Source organism: Paraflavitalea speifideaquila, assembly GCF_032395985.1.
Classification (GTDB): Bacteria; Bacteroidota; Bacteroidia; order Chitinophagales; family Chitinophagaceae; genus Paraflavitalea; species Paraflavitalea speifideaquila.
In genome coordinates, this window is the sequence record NZ_CP135920.1 from 6,622,172 (window position 1) to 6,641,385 (window position 19,214).

A 19,214-nucleotide genomic window follows, 5' to 3' on the forward strand; every position below is an offset into this window, starting at 1 on the left:
TATATTTTATCCTTCTTATATGATCGAGCGGATCACGGGCAATAACCTATCTACTCCTTCCTGTAAAGGCAACAATACAGGAATGCCCAGTTGTTGTTCGTATTGTTCACGGAACTGGTAAGCCTCTGCTTCTGTACATTCCTTCGTATTGAGGGCCAGGGCAATCACCTCACTACCGTACATTTTTACAAGGGCTATTTCATCTTCTATGGATGGTACCTTACCCCAGGCCGGGTTATTACTGAAATATTGGGGCTTGGGTGAAAATACCAGGATCGTTTTACGTGCATTGGCCGATACCAGGTATTCCGAACCACAAGGGCCTGTTGGATTACGCAATCCTGATTGCCCTTCCAGGAAGATCACCTGGGGATGCGTTTCCTGGTAACAAGTATAGATAGCATGTTCCAGTTCTCCGGCTACAAAATCATTCACCGTTGTGTCTAGTACAAACCCATATTTACCATCCTGCATCCAACCTGTTTGGCCAGTAAATATCATTTGAGCCTGTATATTATTTACCCGGCAGCTTTCGGTAAGCATTCGGGTGGCAGTTCGTTTACCAAGATTGGTTTCCAGTCCCAATACAGCTATGATGGGACATTTTACTTCATAAATACGACCTGTCCAAAAATGCAACTCATTCCTGTCCTTGGGTTTCCTGATATCCGTTATGGTAACGCCATGGATGCTGGCCAGTGATACCATTTCGGGTATATCCGTCATAAAATCATGCAACCCATTGATCACTGATATCCGGTTACTAAGACTGGCCTCCAATACCTGCTTTAACTCAAGGGGCAGTTTACCTCCCTTGGGAGCAATACCAATGATACTGTAATGAATGGGTTCAACACTTTTATGTAGGGCTTCTTCCAGGTTGGCCCATACAGGAATCCCCGCGAGCGGCCGTCTATCACTTCGCCGGCATCTTTACCTGCATGAGTTGCATCAATTACACCAAGGATGCGAAACCTGTCGCAACTCCGGATCAAGCCATGGGCCGTTTTGGCACTTTTATCCGAAAGTAAACCATTGGTAATGATGATGGCATTGTTATTCATATCGTAACTATTAAAAGACAAGTGAATTTGTTTTTACTACGTGTTGCGTGCAAAAATTAAAATTAAGTGTAGCATAGGTAGCAAAAAGTAGATTGGACGTATTATTTCTACTATTTAAACAAGTTTGGCGACCACCTGCGTATATTTGCAGGCACCCCATACATTTAGTGCTCACGTCAATAGTATGACGGCCAAAACACGCTAAATAATTATTTTTTATCGGTATTGTGTTCACATTGGCGCAACGTTTGCGTCTAATAAACTGTCACCCTCCTACCGGAAGCTAAGGCTTCACTACCCACCCTCAGGCCAGGTCCGGTGACAAAAAGCTGCAAACGCAGCCATGCTGAATCAAAAATGCATACACCCTCCATTTAAGATTCCCGCAAAAATCCATATTGGCTTCTGATAGATTTCTCTATCATAGGCATGTATCCATCGTGATAAACAACAACTTGTTTATTAACCGAGGGTATTTCCGCATTGGCTATGCCATACGGCTTACCCGCTGATGAAGTATAGATCATGATCAAGCAACCATCCATGTATAACCTCCTGGGAGGATACAAAGTAATTTACCTGCCCGGTAGTAAATATGCCTGGCATATCAATAAAGGCTTTAAAGCTTTTTGGTTTACCCATTTCGTTGGCAAACCTGCCGGCTTATGTTTTATTACGTTGACGATATCCTTTTTTGCAGGATTCCAACCAGTACGTAAAAGCCTGGCCATTGATAAAAACAGGTACCTGCCACAAGCGCCACTTCCATGGTTATAGAAGGATCCCCTCCATTCTCATTTGAATATGCCGGCCTCTTTTACCTTAAAGTGGTCATCCAACCCTCCGCCAGTCATTCATTTTTAGCGATATAGAGATTACCACCACTGAATCATTCAATCATTAAAAAAACTGTAACAGGAGTATGAGCAACGCAAAAAGTAAGCTATTCAGTGAACGGCGGGTATTTTGGTCATTATTAGTGTTATTGACAATAGTACACGCTTGTGGTAAGGATCCAATTCCCGATGAGCCCCAACCGGATACCCCCCCTCCCACTCCTATAGTAAACACCAAACCGGAGATCACCTCCTTTAGTCCAGCCAGGGGAGCGCCCGGCACAGAGGTAACTATTACAGGTAAAAATTTCAAGGATAATGTATTGCAAAATTACGTTCGCTTTTCCGGAGCCATATACGAAGCATTCATCAACCAGGCCACTACTACCGAATTGAAGGTTAAAGTACCCGAAGATGCAGTAACTGGAAAGCTCATTGTTAAAGTAGGCAATCTATCGGATACTACGGACACAGAGTTTATTGTCGATCCGGCAGTAACTGCCATTACCGATTTCTCCCCAAACAAGGGCCATTTGGTACCGAGGTTACCCTTACGGGAACCATGTTTGGCAATACCATCAAAGTGAAATTAAATGGCGTGTCAGCCAAGGTATCCAGCCGCAGTACTACAAAAATCGTTTTTAAAATACCAGTCAATACCAACCTCACCGCCCACAAGATCACCTTACTATCAGATAATGATAGCCTGGGAACTACTGAAAATTTTACGGTTACCGCTCCCGGCCCTTATGCCCGTTGGGAATATAAAAATGTAACTCTTTTTCAGGATGGATTGCCCGCTTTCTTCCATGGGTTATCGTTTGTTTATCAAAATAAAATATACTGGGGTTTTACAGGCATGGGTTACAATGAAACCTTTGCCGACTATGTAGTTTACGACCCTACTCAGCATGACAAGGGATGGATCTATCACTTTCCGCCTCCTGCCGAAATGGCCCCTCCTGATTTGATGAATGCAGTAGCCCTTGTACATGATAACAGGGTGTTTATTGGTACCGGCCTCACTGCATCTGGACTCAATAGTAAATGGTGGGAATTTCATCCTGCTCTATTACACAGAACAGCACCTGTACCCGGTTAACCGATTTCCCAAAGGAGGTAAATGGCGCAGTAGCTTTTACATTGAACAACAAGATGTATGTAGGTTTTGGCGAAGTCAATAAGGACTTATACCGGTTCGATCCAACAGCTAATAACAACAAGGGCAATTGGCTTCATACTTCCAATGCACCCTTTAGTGAATTAAATTCAGGTGGTGCTATTGTATTGGGCAATGCCGCTTATTTTGGAAGGGCCCTTCCGGCTCATTTTCAATCGCGGCATGCTTTGTATAAGTATACAGAAGGTGGCGTCATCACAAGAATGGCAGATATGCCTGAAGATCTTCCTACCTTTTTTACACCCACTTTCACCATTGGCAATAAGGGCTATTTCGCTATCAACAGAAATCTTTGGGAATATACACCAGATGCTGCTGGTGGCGCCTGGCGGGCGGTCCTCGGTGCTGATAATGCTCCTGTCATTACTACACCAACCATCATCAAAACGGCTGTATTGACCATCAATGGAGCACAGGTAGTATATGGCTGGAATCCATCGGGACGATTGTATGAACTGAAGTTTAATTAAATATATCAATATAAAGCATAGCAACCAACCATGAACAACCGACAGGCATTAGCAGTATTACAGGTATTAACGATCTTATTGGCAGCACTGGCATTACAAAGTTGTGGGAAGAAAGATAAACCCAAACCAGGCCCTGATCCCCAACCGGGTACTCCCGGCAACCCTACACTGGAAATTACCTCTTTTGCACCTACCACAGGCATGCCGGGCGGCGAAGTGATCATCCAGGGTAAGCATTTCAAGGATAATATAATAGACAACACGGTTTATTTCAATGGCGTACCAGCCAGCTATGCTGTACTGGAAGCCACCACCACCCGGTTAAAAGTAAAAATCCCCTGGATGCAACCACTGGTAAGATCATTGTTAAAACAGGTAACCAATCGGATACTACCGCCACTGATTTTACTGTAGACCCCAATATGATCGCTGTTGCAGGATTTTCTCCCGCCTCCGGTCCAATCGGTACACCGGTTAATATTACGGGCTCCAATTTATTTGATGCAAAAATAAAATTCAATGGTATTGAGTGTCTCCCAACCAACAGAACCAGTACTTCGTTGACTTTTGCCATTCCCTTAAATACAACCTTGACCAGTCATAAGATTGAAGTAGTCTCCGGCGTCTATACGGTACAAACACAGGAATCGTTCACTGTTACACACACAGGCCCATATGCACACTGGGAAGACAAAATGATCAGGCTCATTTACCAGGATTACCCGCTCTTTACCGGAGGCCTGTCTTTTGTGTATAAGAACAAAATATATTGGGGATTTACCGAAATGTTCACCGGCAACGATACCGCCTGGTATGCAGTATATGACCCGTCAAAGCATACAGATGGTTGGGCAACGATCAAGGAAGCACCCTTGGTAATGGCGCCCCTCAAATTGTACGGCCCTGCCGCTGTTGTACACAACGACCGTGTATTCTTCGGCACAGGTATGATCCATTCTACTCCATCCACTTTCTATAGCAAATGGTGGGAATTTCATCCGGAAACCAATACGGCCACTCAACTCACGGATTATCCGGAGCCTACTGTTAACGCCATTACCTTCACTTTGAATAATAAGATCTATACAGGCTTTGGTGGTACCAAAAGAGCCTGTACGAATTTAATCCGGCAGGCAACAACAGCAGGGGCAGCTGGTCGCCGGAAGCAATCGCATCTTTTGAAAAATTAAGCGATGGCAAAGCCGTTATACTGGGCAATGAAGCCTATTTAGGAAGAGCACTTACAGGCCAGTTACAAACCCGTAATACATTCTATAAGTTTAAAGCAGGTGAAGGCCTTACAAAGGTTACGGATATGCCCCAGGATTACCCTGCTCAAACCACCGCTGCTTTTAGCTTAGGAAATAAAGGTTATTTCGTGGTCAATAAAAATGTATGGGAATATACTCCGGATGCAAACGGTGGTACCTGGCGGGTAGTGATCGGTGGCGATCAGGCGCCAGCTATCAAACATGTAGCCATGGTTACCGTCAATGGAGCGCCTGTCGTATACGGGTGGACCTCCACAGGCCATATTCATCAATTTAAGTTTTGATCAGGACGGGGTTTCATAACAGGCTGCTCCCCGTAGGGGGCGGCCATTTTTTTCCCATTATTTATACAAGCTAGTACAAAACCTTCGTTTAACTTCTGGAAAGATAGCGGCATCAGATCTGGGATATTACCGGTTATATACGGAATGACAAGTTTATATATAGGGACTCTTTGTTATTCCGAAGGATTTCGTAAGTTGTAGCGCCAAACTCTAATCGGGCGATTTTTCTTGAATGAACAGGAACTAATACTACTTCTCCGGCAGGGTGATGAGCTGGCTTTCAAAACATTGGTAGAAAGTTACCAGGATATGGTGTTTAATACCGCCCTAGGTGTGGTGCAGAATGAATCGGATGCGGAAGATGTAGCACAGGAGGTATTTATCCAGGTTTACAAATCAATCGACCAGTTTAAAGGAGATGCCCGCCTATCCACCTGGATATATCGTATTACCACCACCAAAGCGTTGGATCATATCCGGAGTAAAAAACGGAAAAAGCGGTTTGCGTTCCTGACCAGCCTGTTTGGAGCTGATAATGAGCTCTTGCATGACCCGGTTGACTTTTATCATCCGGGAGTAGCATTAGACCGAAAACAACAGGCAGCGCTGCTTTTTAAAGCCATTGAACAGCTGCCTGAAAACCAGAAAACGGCATTTACTCTTCACAAAGCAGAAGAACTTAGTTATCAAGAGATTGCAGATGTGATGGGACTTTCTGTTTCGGCTGTTGAATCCCTACTTTTCCGGGCCAGGCAAAACCTGCGGAAAATACTGGAAAAACATTTGCAGCAGGGGGCTGATATTCGCAGGTTTTCTAATCTGATAACGTCAAATAAGATAGTTTACATAAATTACAATAGCATGTCAACCAAGCCGAACAATCCACAAGGAATCGATGAGGTGCTCAACAGCCTGGAGGGTATCCAACGGGCCAAGGCGCCCGCGTTCTTTTATACCCGCCTCCGGGGCCGGATGGAACGGGAATTGGAAAATACAGGTGGCCCTATCGTTCGCTGGCTAGCCCGGCCTGCCCTGGCATTGAGCCTGGCAGCGATCATCCTCATCCTGAATACCACTGCCATTATGGAAATGTGGCACCAGGAAAAATCCGTCACTGTTGAAAACACGCAACAGCAACTTTTAGCATCCGATTACGCGTTAGGTACATACCCCGTATACGATGAAACCCCAGTAGTACCATGACCAAATTTCCAAAGCAAAAATGGTTACTGTTATTAGTAGCCATCTTATTGGTAACCAACATTATTACATTGTCCATTTATTGGTCAATGAAAACCAACGATCATCAAAAGGTGGTCAGGGTGATGGCGATAGGAACCGGAAAATGGGACAATTTATGGTCAATGAACTGAAACTGGATAAGGACCAGGAAGCTGTTTATTGGAAATTGAGAGATACCATGATCAGCCGGCAGAAGCCCCTCATGGATTCTATCCGCAATACAAAAAAAGAGATTCTTCGACCTCTTAAAGGAACCCGCACCACAAGACTCCCTCTTGCAGGTAAAAGCTGATGAAATAGGCATATTACAAAAACAACTGGACCTCATCACCTTCCAGCATTTCCAGCGCGTACGCGCCCTCTGTAAGCCCGAACAGGTATTGAAATTTGATACCGTGGTGAAGGAGATTGTTAACCGCATGACAGGTGGCTGGCGCAATCCCGGCAAACCAGGAGCCCCTAAAGACTCCGCTGCTGTAAAAAATAGCGAAAAAGCAGGTTTCGAGCCACGAGCAGAAAACAAGCAGTTAGCTTTTAGTTACTGGCTATTAGCTCCTTTCAATCCGTCCACTTATCAACCTTTCTTTCCCTTTTCCAGTATTTGCCAAAACTGTTCTACCCGGGCTGTCCAGGTATTCGTAGCCGCCACCTGAATGCGGGCTTGCTTACGCGCTTCATTGTTTTCAGCCATGGCTTTATCAATGGTTTGCAGGAATTCCTCATGGCTGTCTACCACATAAGCTACCTCCCGGAAGGTATAGATATCTTCTGAAAAATGCGTGGCTATTACCGGCTTACCGGCAGCCAGGTATTCATTGATCTTAAGTGGGTAAATGCTTTTGGTAAGCGTATTCTTTTTTGAAAGGAATGATCACACAGTCGAAATACTGGAGATAATTGGGCAATTCAGTGATCTTCCGGGCCCCTGCAAAAACCACATTGGGCAGGGTATCAAGCCCTGCTGCTTTGTGCTCATCGCCTTGTATAGGCCCCACCAGGAACAATATTTTATCCTTATGGTACTCCGCGATCTTTTTCAACAATTCAAAATCCGACCGGTATTCAATACTACCCGTATAACCAATGATCGGTTTGGTAATGTTTTGCAGCTCGGGCGGTTTGGGTAATATTTCTGTAACTGCTTTTTAAATATATCAATATCCGCCGCATTGGGGTGGAACCAGGTATTGGGCGAAAAAGCGCTTTTTAATCGGGTAAGTTCTTTGGAAGTACACAGGGTAAAATCAAAGTTCCGGATGATCTCTTCTTCCAACTTACTGCCATGCCGGTTGGAATAGGCTACCTGTGAAATATCATCCATCGATTGGTAAACCGTATACAAGGGTTGTATATCGGCCGGTATGCTGCGTACAAAGTAAGGATCGAAGAAATTGACATAAATAAAATCCTTTACCTGATAATCCTTTATTAAACGACGGATCGCCTGCAATATGATCATATCATTGATCTTCGATAAACCATTGTACAAAACCCCAGGTGGCAAAAAATTAACCGGTATGGTAAGCCGGGGAGTTACTACCGTCAGGTTTGATGGCAGGGAAGGTGGATTGCTGTAAATATCCCGCCCCTTCAGTAAAGCTGGCTTACGGCGTTGTATTTGTGGATCATTGCGCATACCTGCATAATCTTTCCAGGAAAAAGGATGCTCTACATAAAATACCCGGTTATGCCTGGCAAATTCAATGGCCAGTGCCAGTGCAGGGGAAGAGATGGTTGCATCCCATCTTGATAAGGTAAAACAAATGATATCGCAATGTCTGTTCATATATGTACTTATTAGAGGTCATACCTTTCGCCTGCATCGAAAAAAAGGAAAGGTGTCTCCTCTCACAGTAAACCTCTTATAATAAACGCTGCAGGCAATGTTGCAGACTATCCTTCCAGTCTGGTATTACCAGTTGGTACGTGGATTGTATCTTTTGGGTATCCAACAAAGAAAAAGAAGGCCTTTTAGCAGGCGTAGGATATTGGGCAGCAGGAATAGGATGTACCGTGCAGGCACTGCCGGAAAGCTCTTTTATGGCCAGGGCAAACTCATACCAGCTAATACGCCCCTGGTTGCTGTAATGATAAATACCGGGCTGCCACGCAGTAATGGATGAGCCGTTGCTGGCTCCCGGGTGCTCATTGCCGACTGCCGATTGACGATTGACGATGTCCAGCATCGCAGCTGCCAGGTCGGCCGCATAGGTAGGCGCTCCTACCTGGTCATTCACCACCTTGATCTCAGGGCGTTCTTTCATCAGCCGCAACATTGTTTTCACAAAGTTGTTCCCATGCTCTGCATATACCCAGGCGGTGCGAATGATCACCGCATCAGGATTGTACAACAAACACAAAGCCTCTCCCCTCAATTTAGAGATCCCATATACATTGATAGGATTGGTACGTGTATTCTCTTTATAAGGCTCCGGAGAACTGCCGTCAAAAACGTAGTCGGTGGAAATATGGATAAATTTGGCGCCATATTTATGGCATGCTGATGCCAGTACACCTACCGCATCGCCATTTACCAGGAAAGCCGTTTCTTTATCTGTCTCGGCTTTATCTACTGCCGTATAAGCAGCCGCATTGATACAGTAAGCTGGCCGCACCATGTCAAAATACTGACTTACCAGCTCAAACCGGTGAATAGGTAATTCATCTTTGGTGAGAAAGATAAAATCAAAGGAAGGATAAGCAGCAGCCAAATCCCTTAGCGACATGCCCACCTGACCATTAGCGCCCGTAACCAGTATTTTAGGCTTTGTCATAACTATGCTGCGCTTCAAATACAAAATTATTTTTACAATCAGCCAAGGCAGGCAGGATACTATCCTTGTCGGATATGATGGCCTTGCCTGCAGGTATCTTCCAGTCTATCTGTAAAGCAGGATCATTGTACAATATCCCCCTTCATTTTCCTTGTTATAAAAGGCATCACATTTATACAATACTTCGGCTGTTTCACTCAATACCGAAAAACCATGCGCAAAGCCGGCTGGTATGTACAGCTGCTTTCTGTTTTCGGCAGATAATTCCAACGCATATACTTTACCAAAAGTGGGCGATCCTTTGCGGATATCTACTGCCACATCTATTATCAATCCTTTCAGCACACGTACCAGTTTGGTTTGAGCATAAGGCGCCAATTGATAATGCAGGCCCCTGATCACACCATAGGAAGAAGAAGACTGGTTGTCCTGCACAAACCTGGTACTGATGCCTTGTTTGAGGTAAGTATGCTCATTATAGGATTCATAGAAATAACCCCGGCTGTCCTCAAATACTACCGGTTCAAAAACAAATAATCCAGAGAATCCTGTTTCAATAAAAGGCATGTGTATAATTTTAAAATACAAGTCCGCAAGTCGGAAAGTCCGAAAAGTCGGAAAGTATCTTTGATCAAATTTTAACAGTCTTTCGGTCTTTCGGTCTTCCCGACTTCTTCTCTTATCTCTTCGCGTACTGCGCTGTATAATAATGTTGATAATCGCCGGAAGTAACATGTTTTATCCAATCTTCATGCTGCAGGTACCAATCAACTGTTTTTCCAATCCTTCTTCAAACTGCAGGGAGGGCGACCAACCCAGCTCTTTGTTTAGCTTGGTGGCATCAATAGCATAGCGCAAATCATGACCTGGTCTGTCGGTTACATAGGTGATCAGGCTGGCCGATTCACCAGCATTACGTCCCAGCTTCTTATCCATGATATTGCACAGCAGGTGTACCAGGTCAATATTCTTCCATTCATTAAAACCGCCGATATTGTATTTTTCACCATCCTTTCCTTTATGAAAGATGGTATCAATAGCCCGTGCATGATCTTCTACATACAGCCAGTCACGTACGTTCTCCCTTTACCGTACACAGGTAAAGGTTTCTTATTTTTAATATTGTTGATCATGAGGGGAATCAACTTCTCCGGAAAGTGGTGCGAGCCATAGTTATTAGAACAATTGCTCATGATGACCGGCAATCCGTAGGTATGATGATAGGCCATCACAAAATGATCGGAGGAAGCTTTAGAAGCAGAGTAGGGTGAGCGCGGGTCGTAGGATGTTTCCTCTGTAAAGAAGCCTGTTTCGCCCAAGGAGCCATATACCTCATCGGTCGATACATGGTAAAACAGTTTACCGGCCATCTTGCCTTTCCAAAATTGCCGGCAGGTATTGAGTAGGGTTACCGTACCCATTACATTGGTACGAACAAAAGCCAGCGGATCAATGATAGAACGGTCTACATGACTTTCGGCAGCCAGGTGAATAATGCCATCAAAATGATATTGTTCAAACAGCTCATTGATCCTTTTCTCGTCCGTAATATCTCCCTTCTCAAAAACATAGTTGGGTTTATCCTGTACATCCACCAGGTTTTCCAGGTTACCGGCATAAGTGAGGGCATCCAGGTTTACAATACGGTATCCGGGATAGTTATTGACGAAAAGCCGAATCACATGCGAACCGATAAAACCGGCGCCGCCTGTGATCATCAGGGTTTTAGTGTAATTAGCCATTATAAACTCCAGTATTTTCTGCTGGTGATTGTATGTTTATAGATTCCTTTCAGGTCCGCTATCAAAGCATGTTCTCGCGTAATAGCTGCAAAATCTGCATCACACAAAGTGGTATAAGGTTTATGTGGTACCGTAACAATCACGGCATCGTAATCCGTAGCCGGCTGTTTTACCAAATGCACCCCATACTCTTCATGCACTTCTTCATTTTCTGCATAAGGGTCTTCCACATCTACCTGAATATTGAAGGCCAGCAATTCTTTTACCGTATCTACGATCTTTGAATTGCGGATATCACTTACATTTTCTTTGAACGTAACTCCCTTCACCAACACTTTAGGATCATTGGAATTACGCAATACATGGGTAATGATCTTACGTGCCACATATTTGGCCATATCATCATTGATATACCGGCTGGCAGTGATCACTTTTGATTCATAACCCAGGGAGGCAGCTTTGTAGGTAAGGTAGTAAGGATCTACTCCTATACAATGCCCGCCCACCAGGCCCGGCTGGAACCGCAGGAAATTCCATTTGGTACCGGCCGCTTCGATCACATCATAAGTATTGACCCCCATGCGGTCAAATATCAGTGACAATTCGTTCATCAGGGCGATGTTCAGGTCACGCTGTGTATTCTCTACGATCTTGGAAGCTTCGGCTACCTTGATAGAGGAGGCACGATGCACACCAGCTTCCACCACCAGTTCATAGATCTTCGCTATTTCATCCAGCGATTCCGGATCATTGCCCGATACTACTTTTATTACTGTTCGTAACGTATGTTTTTGTCGCCCGGGTTGATACGCTCGGGCGAATACCCCAGCTTGAAATCAGTGCCCATTTGTAAGCCCGATATCTTTTCCAATACCGGTAAGCAATCTTCTTCTGTACAACCCGGATAGGTTGTTGACTCATACACCACATAATCGCCTTTCTTCAATGCCTTGCCTACCGTTTCGGAAGCACTGATCAAAGGTTTCAGATCGGGTACATTGTATTTATCAACCGGTGTAGGTACGGCCACAATAAAGAAATTGGCCTGCTTTAATAACTCCAGGTCGTTGGTAAATACAATATTGGTTCCCTTGAATTCCTCTGCGGTAACTTCCTTACTGGGGTCAATGCCTTGCTGCATTAATTCCACCCGCTTGGCATTAATATCAAAACCGATCACGGATATCTTGCGGGCAAATTCAATGCTATTGGCAGGCCCACATAGCCTAAACCAATAACAGCTAACCTGGCTTTCTGATCAACTAATTCCTGGTACATGTCCGAATATTATTAGCCCAACAGCATTGGGCAAATTGTTGTACACAACCTGCCTGTTCGATCAACCTGTCGGTTCAGTTTAAAAACAAGTAAGGCCGCTATAAGCAGCCTGACTTCTATTAGTTTTTTTACCGGCTAACAAATTCTTTCGGTTGTTTGAACCATTCTTCCGGTTTCAGTGATTTGAAGTACTCATAAGTGATCTTCAATCCTTCCTTCCGGCCTACTTTTGGTTCCCAACCCAGTATTTGTTTGGCACGGGTAATATCCGGTTTACGTTGTTTGGGGTCGTCTACAGGCAAGGGTTTATATACGATTTCCTGTTTGGTGCCAGTCAGTGCAATGATCTCTTCTGCAAAATCTTTGAGGGAGATCTCATCGGGGTTGCCCACATTTACCGGCAGGTTATAATCACTCATCAACAAGCGATAGATACCTTCTACGAGGTCATCTACATAACAAAAACTTCTTGTTTGAGAGCCATCGCCAAATACAGTCAGGTCTTCACCACGCAAAGCCTGGCCAATAAAGGCAGGTAAAGCCCGGCCGTCATTGAGGCGCATACGTGGGCCATAGGTATTGAAGATGCGTATAATACGCGTTTCAAGTCCATGGAAGGTATGATAGGCCATGGTAATGGCTTCCTGGAAACGTTTGGCTTCATCGTATACACCACGTGGCCCTACCGGGTTTACATTACCCCAGTATTCCTCATTTTGCGGGTGAACAACAGGATCGCCATAGATCTCTGAAGTAGAGGCTACCAGGATCCTGGCGCCCTTGGCTCTTGCCAATCCAAGGCAGTTGTGCGTACCCAATGAACCTACCTTTAATGTTTGGATAGGTATTTTCAGGTAATCGATGGGGCTGGCCGGAGAAGCAAAGTGCAGGATATAATCCAGGTTGCCCGGCACATGAATAAATGTAGAAACGTCGTGATTATAGAACTCAAACTGTTCCAGTTTGAATAAATGCTCAATATTCTTAAGGTCGCCTGTGATCAAGTTGTCCATGCCAATAACATGAAAACCTTCTTTGATAAAACGGTCACTTAAATGTGATCCGAGAAATCCGGCAGCACCGGTTATAAGTACTCTCTTTCTTGCCATGGTGTTGTTGTTTGTAGGAAGTGATACAAGGGAATTATTTCTGTCCGGGAACTGCTGTAGCCCTTCCTACACTCTCATAATAGAAGCCTAATTCTTTCACTGCATTGCCTTCAAAAAAGGTTACGGCCATCGAAGATCACTTTGTTCTTCAGCGCAGTCACCATCTTCAGGAAGTTGGGCGTGCGAAACTCATTCCACTCGGTGGCAATGATCAACGCATCAGCGCCTTCCAGGCAATCATACTGATTCTCGGCATACTCAACTTTATCACCAATAACACCCTTTACATTGGGCATCGCTTCAGGATCAAATACACTTAGCGTAGCGCCGGCCGCCGTCAGCTCATCGATCATATATAAAGCCGGTGCTTCCCGTATATCATCTGTATTGGGCTTAAAGGCCAAGCCCCATAAAGCAAATTTCTTGCCTTTCAGGTTGTCCTTGAAATATTTATTGATCTTGGGCATCAGGTGCAATTTCTGACGCTCATTTACATCCATTACTGCATTCAGGATCTGGAAATCATAACTTACTTCCCTGGAAGACTTTACCAGTGCCTGTACATCCTTGGGGAAACAGCTACCGCCATACCCGATACCAGGAAACAGGAAGCGTTTGCCAATACGCTCATCACTACCTACGCCACGGCGCACCATATCTACATCGGCACCCAGGCGCTCGCACAACTGGGCAATTTCATTCATGAAAGATATCTTGGTGGCCAGGAATGAGTTGGCAGCATATTTAGTCAGCTCGGCCGAACGTACATCCATATTGATCACGGGATTACCAGAACGTACAAACGGTCCATACAGATCGCTCATTACTTTCTTGGCTCTTTCGGAAGAAGCGCCGATAACTACACGGTCGGGTTTCATAAAGTCTTCTACCGCTACCCCTTCCCGCAAAAACTCGGGATTGGATACTACATCAAATTCACCCTTATAATTTTTAGCAATAGCTGCATGTACTTTTTCAGCAGTACCTACAGGTACCGTGCTCTTATCTACAATTACTTTATAATCCTTCAGGATCTTACCCAGGTGATCGGACACGCCCAATATGTATTTCAGGTCGGCAGAACCATCTTCACCAGGAGGAGTAGGCAGGGCCAGGAAAATAATAGTGGCATCTTTGATACCATCTTCCAGGCTCGTGGTAAAACGCAGACGTTCTTCTTTCAAATTGCGGAGAAACAATTTCTCCAGGCCCGGTTCATAAATAGTGATCTGACCGTTCGTAAGTTTATCTACTTTCGATTTATCGATGTCTACACAGGTAACATCATTTCCTGTTTCAGCGAAACAGGTTCCGGTCACCAATCCAACGTAACCGGTGCCAACAACAGCAATTTTCATATTGAAACGTTTTTGTTAGGGTTCAACAAAGCCTATATCGGAGGCTAAGGTTTATGAATGTTTATTAATAAATTCCAACACATGGCTGGTAATGAAAAGGAGTTGTTCTTCGTCCAGCTCTGTATGCATGGGTAACGAGATCACTCTTTCCGTAAGCCAGTCGGTTGTTTCGAGGATATAGGATGAACCGCCGAATGCTTCAAACATTTGTTGCCGATGAGCGGGTACAGGATAATAGATCATGGAGGGGATACCCTTGTCGGCCAGGTATTGATTCAATCCATCACGGTCCACACCTTCCAACAAGAGGGTATATTGATGAAATACGTGGTCACTATAAGCAGCGCGTGCAGGGGTGGTGATCTTTGGATGATTGGCAAAAGCCTTGTCATAATAATCAGCCGCCGCCTGGCGTGCAGCAATATAGCTATCCAGGTATGGCAATTTCACATTCAGTACAGCAGCCTGTAAAGAATCCAGGCGACTGTTGCATCCCACCACTTCATGGTAGTAACGTTTACTTTGACCATGATTGGCAATCATTTTCATCTGGCTGGCTAACGCGTCATCGTCGGTGAATATTGCCCCACCATCTCCATAACAACCTAAATTTTTGGATGGGAAGAAGGATGTGGCGCCTATCGTTCCGATGGTACCCGCCTTTTTCACGGTGCCATCTTTGAACTTAACCGAACTGCCAATGGCCTGTGCCGTATCTTCAATCACATACAAACCATGCCGGCTGGCTATATCCATGATAGCTTCCATATCGGCACTTTGTCCGTACAGGTGTACTGGAACAATAGCTTTGGTTTTTGGTGTGATCGCTTTCTCTATAGCAGCGGGATCGATGCAAAACGTTTTGGGATCAACTTCTACAAAAACCGGCTTCAACTTCAGGAGGGCAACGACCTCCACGGTGGCGATATAGGTAAAAGAAGGTGTAATTACCTCATCACCGGGTTGTAGGTTTAGCGCCATCATGGCTATCTGCAAGGCATCTGTACCATTGGCACAGGGTATTACATGCTTGGCGCCCAGGTACTTCGCTAAGCCGGCCGTAAAATTGGCAACAGCTTTTCCATTTATAAATGCCGCAGTGTCCAGTACCTCCTGAATACCTGCATCAACATCTGTCTTGATCTTTGCATACTGCTGCTTTAAATCCACCATTTGTATCGGCCGCATACTCAACGATTTCTTTTGAAACGGGCACAAACCTACCACAAAAACTGGTTTATGCAATGGGCAGATAGTAAGTAACGCAGGTAATCAGGGACAAACCCCATATAAAAGCGTATCCTTACGCTGATCAGCCCCTAAAAATTACGTATTTTACCCATTCCCCACCCTGCCTCCCTCCTTCACATTATTCATGTTAAGGCCATAGGCCTGAAAGTGTCATATATTATTTTATCACTATAATATATACTGTGCCTATCCTTCTAGGTATTCTCCTACTTCTTTCTCCCCCTGTTCATACCGCTTCAAGAAGTAGTCAAATTCGTGTCAACAAGCAGCATAAACCGTAGATAAGCCGTATATAAGCTGTATATAAGCCGTAGATAAGCCGTCCTTATGATAGGCGGCTTATCTACGGCTTATTATTAGTTTATCTACTTATTACATACTGCTTATAGGGCAACATGTACTTTTCCTGGCCACTATCTACCCCCGATTGAAGGCCGTTCTGTGACCGGTATAGTTGCCAATTTTCCATGTATTTCAATATCTTATGCCTGGCTGGATACATCTTTCCAAGGGAGAAAATGATAATTTCTTAATGTTTTCCCGATTTTTGCGGTTAATCTATTAACCCGTGCACCTGTTTTTTTATACCATTTTTGCCGGCTCTACCTATTGGGAGTACGCCTGGCTGCGCGCTGGAATCCCAAAGCCAAACTGTGGGTGGAAGGAAGGAAAGGATTGTTTGAGAAGCTGAAAGTGGAAGTCGGCAATCGTGAATCGGCAATCGGCAGTAATGAGGAAGCAAAGGATTCACGATTCACGATTCACGATTCACGACTGGTTTGGATGCACTGCGCTTCTCTGGGGAGTTTGAGCAGGGCCGGCCGGTATTGGAGGCCTTACGCGGTCAATACCCGGGTGTAAAGATCCTTCTCACCTTCTTTTCGCCTTCGGGGTATGAGGTGCGCAAGAATTATGAAGGAGCCGATTATGTGTTCTACCTGCCCATGGATTCAAAGGCCAATGCCCGCCGTTTCCTCAACATGGTACAACCCGACCTGGTAATCTGGATAAAATACGAGTACTGGTATCATTACCTGACTACTTTAAAAAAGCGGCAAATCCCTGTACTATTGGTTTCTGGTATTTTCAGGCCCGATCAACCATTTTTCAAATGGTATGGCGGCCTGCATCGACGCCTGTTGAAGAGTTTTATCCGTTTATTTGTACAAACTCCGGATTCCAAAGACCTGCTGGCCGGTATTGGTTTTTCAAGCAATGTAACGGTGAATGGAGATACACGTTTTGACCGGGTAGCCACGATTGCTGAAAAGTTCAGCCCCATACCGGTTGTTGAGACTTTTGCGGCAACCATATTACGGTAGTAGCCGGCAGCACCTGGCCCGAAGATGAGGAAGAGTTGGACCACTATGCCAATACGCATCCCGATATGCGATTTATTATTGCTCCGCATGAAATTCATGAAAACCACCTCAAGGAGATCGAAAAGTTATTTAAGCATACCATCCGTTATTCGGTATTGCAAAAACGGGTTCCGGGAACGGTAAGCCGCGAACAGCAACTTACCAATACGCTGATCATTGATAATATTGGCATGCTGTCGAGGCTATATAAATATGCTACCATAACCTATATAGGCGGGGATTGGGCGATGATGGAGTGCACAATGTGTTGGAAGCCGCTGTATATCATAAACCTGTGGTATTTGGACCAGTATATGAAAAGTATATAGAAGCAGCAGAGTTGGTAGATGAAGGCGGGGCCTTTCCTATTAAAACGGCCCTGGAGTTAGAGAAAGTGCTGGATAACTTATTAGCCGATGAGGAAGCCTATAAAAAAGCCTGCCACCAGGCAGGCCAATATGTTCATGCTAAAACAGGCGCTACAGACGCCGTGTTGCAATTTATTCAGGAGAATCGTCTCTTAACCAACTGATAGAAGTGGCGGGTGATCTCTTTGGAATCGTCCCAGCCCAGTTTAATCTTCAACTCTCTTTCTATCCAATATTGTGCTTCGGGGTAGATGCGGAAGCTATTGATGGTTTTCACACTGCGCTCATACATCACTTCATCACCCCTGAATAATTCACTGATAAAAACAAAACGGTCATTGATACCAATGGCTTTTTAAGGTCGCGCACGGGTGAATCATTGAGGCGATGGCCTACCTCTACCCGATCTTCTTTTAACTTATCATTAAGAGAAGCCTGGGCCGATGCCATCATTTCATTGAGCTCTTTGGCCGATGATTGGTGGGCCAAAGTGGGTATCTCTATCAGCGGATTGAAGGGGATGCCTGTTTGTACAGCTGCTGCTGGTGTATGGGTACCATTGCCATTCTTTGCGGGCTTTTCTTCCTGTTTTTCAACAGGTAACACTACTTCCTCCACAACTTTTTCTTCCAATACAGGTGTTTCCACTACCACCGTATTGTATACTGTACGTGCTGCCGGCATCACTACAGCTACCTTGGAGGTACCCTGTGATACGCGGGAGGCAGCTGACAGCCGCATTAGTTCCGCCTCAATGAGTTGAGTGGTTACTAATAGTTGTTTATTATCGGCATTTTGTTCAAATTGTTCATTTAATTTGCCGATCAATTGTTTTAATCGCTCCATAATAGATTAAGTGGGCACTTTATGGGTTAGTTATTGACTATAAAGTTAACAATTATTATACCTATTTCCGTTAACATGTTCATAGAACCAAATATATCAGGCGAACGGCGCGGCTTTATTGAAGTGATCTGCGGCTCTATGTTTTCTGGTAAAACAGAAGAACTGATACGCCGATTAAAGCGTGCACGCATTGCCAACCTGCGGGTTGAGATCTTTAAACCCCGGGTAGATACACGTTATCATGAAATGGATATTGTATCGCATGATGAAAATGCCATTCAATCAACGCCCATCGATAATTCGCAGATTATTTTGTTACTGGCAGGTGAAGTAGATGTGGTGGGTATTGATGAAGCTCAGTTTTTCGATGATCAGTTGCCCGATGTATGTGATCAGTTAGCACTCAAAGGCATCCGCGTTATTGTAGCGGGATTGGATATGGATTACAAAGGAAAGCCCTTTGGCCAAATGCCCAATCTGCTGGCCAAGGCCGATTTCATTACCAAACTGCATGCTATTTGTGTGCGTTGCGGCAATATTGCCAACTACTCCTTTCGCAAAGTGCCGGAAGCTTCCCAATTATTGCTGGGAGCAAAAGATTCCTATGAACCCCGGTGCCGGAAATGTTATTATGAAAAGCCTTAAGGATTAAGGTTGATACCTTTCGCATGCAATGCAGGGCAAAGGTGTCACCTTTTCAACATGAAGGTGAGTCACCCTGCTGCCCGCAAAGCAGTGCTTCAGGGTGGCCCACCTTTTGCCTTTATTAGGTGTCACCTT

The 19,214-nt window shown here is 44.7% G+C and carries 29 protein-coding genes and 1 pseudogene; 14 read left to right on the forward strand and 16 right to left on the reverse strand.

Annotated elements, in window-relative coordinates; translation table 11 throughout:
• Positions 1 to 15: 15 nt before the first annotated feature.
• Entirely contained in the window at positions 16 to 897 is an 882-nt protein-coding gene (locus tag RS881_RS45470; RefSeq protein WP_315824815.1) for a DUF1611 domain-containing protein, read from the reverse strand.
• Complete coding sequence (locus RS881_RS45475) at positions 789 to 1,085, reverse strand: hypothetical protein (RefSeq protein WP_315816850.1); 297 nt, start codon at positions 1,083 to 1,085, stop codon at positions 789 to 791. The genes RS881_RS45470 and RS881_RS45475 overlap by 109 nt, the downstream gene beginning before the upstream one ends.
• A gap of 504 nt (positions 1,086 to 1,589) precedes the next feature.
• Between RS881_RS45475 and RS881_RS45480 the strand changes: the two genes are divergently transcribed.
• From RS881_RS45480 to RS881_RS45525, 10 genes are all read left to right on the forward strand, one after another.
• A complete protein-coding gene (locus tag RS881_RS45480) occupies positions 1,590 to 1,841 on the forward strand; it encodes a hypothetical protein (RefSeq protein WP_315816851.1) in 252 nt (83 codons plus the stop codon).
• A gap of 145 nt (positions 1,842 to 1,986) precedes the next feature.
• Entirely contained in the window at positions 1,987 to 2,487 is a 501-nt protein-coding gene (locus tag RS881_RS45485; RefSeq protein WP_315816852.1) for an IPT/TIG domain-containing protein, read from the forward strand.
• Positions 2,463 to 3,002 (forward strand): hypothetical protein, encoded by a 540-nt coding sequence (locus RS881_RS45490; protein ID WP_315816853.1) that lies wholly within the window; start codon positions 2,463 to 2,465, stop codon positions 3,000 to 3,002. The genes RS881_RS45485 and RS881_RS45490 overlap by 25 nt, the downstream gene beginning before the upstream one ends.
• A complete protein-coding gene (locus RS881_RS45495; RefSeq protein WP_315816854.1) occupies positions 2,948 to 3,550 on the forward strand; it encodes a Kelch repeat-containing protein in 603 nt (200 codons plus the stop codon). The genes RS881_RS45490 and RS881_RS45495 overlap by 55 nt, the downstream gene beginning before the upstream one ends.
• A 30-nt stretch (positions 3,551 to 3,580) precedes the next feature.
• On the forward strand, positions 3,581 to 3,964 hold the full coding sequence (locus RS881_RS45500; RefSeq protein ID WP_315816855.1) for an IPT/TIG domain-containing protein: 384 nt from the start codon (positions 3,581 to 3,583) through the stop codon (positions 3,962 to 3,964).
• A gap of 8 nt (positions 3,965 to 3,972) precedes the next feature.
• On the forward strand, positions 3,973 to 4,740 hold the full coding sequence (locus RS881_RS45505; RefSeq protein WP_315816856.1) for an IPT/TIG domain-containing protein: 768 nt from the start codon (positions 3,973 to 3,975) through the stop codon (positions 4,738 to 4,740).
• A gap of 125 nt (positions 4,741 to 4,865) precedes the next feature.
• Positions 4,866 to 5,105, forward strand: coding sequence for a hypothetical protein (locus RS881_RS45510; protein WP_315816857.1), 240 nt, complete (start codon positions 4,866 to 4,868; stop codon positions 5,103 to 5,105).
• Positions 5,106 to 5,333: 228 nt separating this feature from the next.
• Positions 5,334 to 6,308: an RNA polymerase sigma factor gene (locus RS881_RS45515; RefSeq protein WP_315816858.1), complete on the forward strand. Its 975-nt coding sequence runs from the start codon at positions 5,334 to 5,336 to the stop codon at positions 6,306 to 6,308.
• 19 nt (positions 6,309 to 6,327) lie between these two features.
• On the forward strand, positions 6,328 to 6,639 hold the full coding sequence (locus RS881_RS45520; RefSeq protein WP_315816859.1) for a hypothetical protein: 312 nt from the start codon (positions 6,328 to 6,330) through the stop codon (positions 6,637 to 6,639).
• Positions 6,623 to 7,000: a hypothetical protein gene (locus RS881_RS45525; RefSeq protein WP_315816860.1), complete on the forward strand. Its 378-nt coding sequence runs from the start codon at positions 6,623 to 6,625 to the stop codon at positions 6,998 to 7,000. Before RS881_RS45520 ends, RS881_RS45525 begins: the two co-directional genes overlap by 17 nt.
• Here RS881_RS45525 and RS881_RS60835 read toward each other — a convergent pair.
• The 12 genes and pseudogenes from RS881_RS60835 to RS881_RS45580 all read right to left on the reverse strand — a co-directional run bounded on the left by RS881_RS60835 (position 6,922) and on the right by RS881_RS45580 (position 15,796).
• A complete protein-coding gene (locus RS881_RS60835) occupies positions 6,922 to 7,182 on the reverse strand; it encodes a glycosyltransferase family protein (RefSeq protein WP_350340325.1) in 261 nt (86 codons plus the stop codon). The genes RS881_RS45525 and RS881_RS60835 overlap by 79 nt on opposite strands.
• A complete protein-coding gene (locus tag RS881_RS45530) occupies positions 7,169 to 7,390 on the reverse strand; it encodes a hypothetical protein (protein WP_315816861.1) in 222 nt (73 codons plus the stop codon). The genes RS881_RS60835 and RS881_RS45530 overlap by 14 nt, the downstream gene beginning before the upstream one ends.
• On the reverse strand, positions 7,384 to 8,133 hold the full coding sequence (locus RS881_RS45535) for a glycosyltransferase family protein (RefSeq protein WP_315816862.1): 750 nt from the start codon (positions 8,131 to 8,133) through the stop codon (positions 7,384 to 7,386). Before RS881_RS45535 ends, RS881_RS45530 begins: the two co-directional genes overlap by 7 nt.
• Before the next feature lie 76 nt (positions 8,134 to 8,209).
• Entirely contained in the window at positions 8,210 to 9,121 is a 912-nt protein-coding gene (rfbD, locus tag RS881_RS45540) for a dTDP-4-dehydrorhamnose reductase (RefSeq protein WP_315816863.1), read from the reverse strand.
• Positions 9,108 to 9,254 carry a hypothetical protein gene (locus tag RS881_RS45545; RefSeq protein ID WP_315816864.1) on the reverse strand — a complete coding sequence of 49 codons (147 nt, stop codon included), beginning with the start codon at positions 9,252 to 9,254 and terminating at the stop codon, positions 9,108 to 9,110. Before RS881_RS45545 ends, rfbD begins: the two co-directional genes overlap by 14 nt.
• The gene (gene rfbC, locus RS881_RS45550; protein ID WP_315816865.1) at positions 9,227 to 9,688 is read right to left on the reverse strand and encodes a dTDP-4-dehydrorhamnose 3,5-epimerase; all 462 of its coding nucleotides are present in this window, start codon (positions 9,686 to 9,688) and stop codon (positions 9,227 to 9,229) included. The genes RS881_RS45545 and rfbC overlap by 28 nt, the downstream gene beginning before the upstream one ends.
• Before the next feature lie 171 nt (positions 9,689 to 9,859).
• Positions 9,860 to 10,863 (reverse strand): annotated as a pseudogene (rfbB, locus tag RS881_RS45555) (dTDP-glucose 4,6-dehydratase).
• On the reverse strand, positions 10,863 to 11,633 hold the full coding sequence (locus RS881_RS45560; RefSeq protein WP_315824816.1) for a nucleotide sugar dehydrogenase: 771 nt from the start codon (positions 11,631 to 11,633) through the stop codon (positions 10,863 to 10,865). The pseudogene rfbB and the gene RS881_RS45560 overlap by 1 nt, the downstream one beginning before the upstream one ends.
• Positions 11,633 to 12,043 carry a nucleotide sugar dehydrogenase gene (locus RS881_RS45565; RefSeq protein ID WP_315816866.1) on the reverse strand — a complete coding sequence of 137 codons (411 nt, stop codon included), beginning with the start codon at positions 12,041 to 12,043 and terminating at the stop codon, positions 11,633 to 11,635. Before RS881_RS45565 ends, RS881_RS45560 begins: the two co-directional genes overlap by 1 nt.
• A 226-nt stretch (positions 12,044 to 12,269) precedes the next feature.
• The gene (locus tag RS881_RS45570) at positions 12,270 to 13,250 is read right to left on the reverse strand and encodes a UDP-glucuronic acid decarboxylase family protein (protein ID WP_315816867.1); all 981 of its coding nucleotides are present in this window, start codon (positions 13,248 to 13,250) and stop codon (positions 12,270 to 12,272) included.
• 110 nt (positions 13,251 to 13,360) lie between these two features.
• A complete protein-coding gene (locus RS881_RS45575) occupies positions 13,361 to 14,608 on the reverse strand; it encodes a UDP-glucose dehydrogenase family protein (RefSeq protein ID WP_315816868.1) in 1,248 nt (415 codons plus the stop codon).
• A 51-nt stretch (positions 14,609 to 14,659) separates the two neighbouring features.
• Entirely contained in the window at positions 14,660 to 15,796 is a 1,137-nt protein-coding gene (locus RS881_RS45580) for a DegT/DnrJ/EryC1/StrS family aminotransferase (RefSeq protein ID WP_315816869.1), read from the reverse strand.
• An 842-nt stretch (positions 15,797 to 16,638) separates the two neighbouring features.
• Here RS881_RS45580 and RS881_RS45585 point away from each other — a divergent pair.
• The 3 genes from RS881_RS45585 to RS881_RS45595 are packed head-to-tail and all read left to right on the forward strand — an operon-like array spanning position 16,639 to position 17,752.
• On the forward strand, positions 16,639 to 17,181 hold the full coding sequence (locus RS881_RS45585; protein WP_315816870.1) for a 3-deoxy-D-manno-octulosonic acid transferase: 543 nt from the start codon (positions 16,639 to 16,641) through the stop codon (positions 17,179 to 17,181).
• Positions 17,182 to 17,216: 35 nt separating this feature from the next.
• Complete coding sequence (locus RS881_RS45590) at positions 17,217 to 17,549, forward strand: hypothetical protein (RefSeq protein WP_315816871.1); 333 nt, start codon at positions 17,217 to 17,219, stop codon at positions 17,547 to 17,549.
• Positions 17,516 to 17,752: a hypothetical protein gene (locus tag RS881_RS45595; RefSeq protein ID WP_315816872.1), complete on the forward strand. Its 237-nt coding sequence runs from the start codon at positions 17,516 to 17,518 to the stop codon at positions 17,750 to 17,752. The genes RS881_RS45590 and RS881_RS45595 overlap by 34 nt, the downstream gene beginning before the upstream one ends.
• Here RS881_RS45595 and RS881_RS45600 read toward each other — a convergent pair.
• Both RS881_RS45600 and RS881_RS45605 read right to left on the reverse strand, forming a co-directional pair.
• Positions 17,725 to 17,883, reverse strand: a complete 159-nt coding sequence (locus RS881_RS45600) for a DUF8457 domain-containing protein (RefSeq protein WP_315816873.1) — start codon at positions 17,881 to 17,883, stop codon at positions 17,725 to 17,727. The two genes, RS881_RS45595 and RS881_RS45600, sit on opposite strands and share 28 nt — an antisense overlap.
• Positions 17,880 to 18,434 carry a hypothetical protein gene (locus RS881_RS45605; protein WP_315816874.1) on the reverse strand — a complete coding sequence of 185 codons (555 nt, stop codon included), beginning with the start codon at positions 18,432 to 18,434 and terminating at the stop codon, positions 17,880 to 17,882. The genes RS881_RS45600 and RS881_RS45605 overlap by 4 nt, the downstream gene beginning before the upstream one ends.
• Before the next feature lie 75 nt (positions 18,435 to 18,509).
• On the opposite strand from RS881_RS45605, the gene RS881_RS45610 reads away from it, so the two are divergent.
• Positions 18,510 to 19,079, forward strand: coding sequence for a thymidine kinase (locus RS881_RS45610; RefSeq protein WP_315816875.1), 570 nt, complete (start codon positions 18,510 to 18,512; stop codon positions 19,077 to 19,079).
• Positions 19,080 to 19,214: the final 135 nt, after the last annotated feature.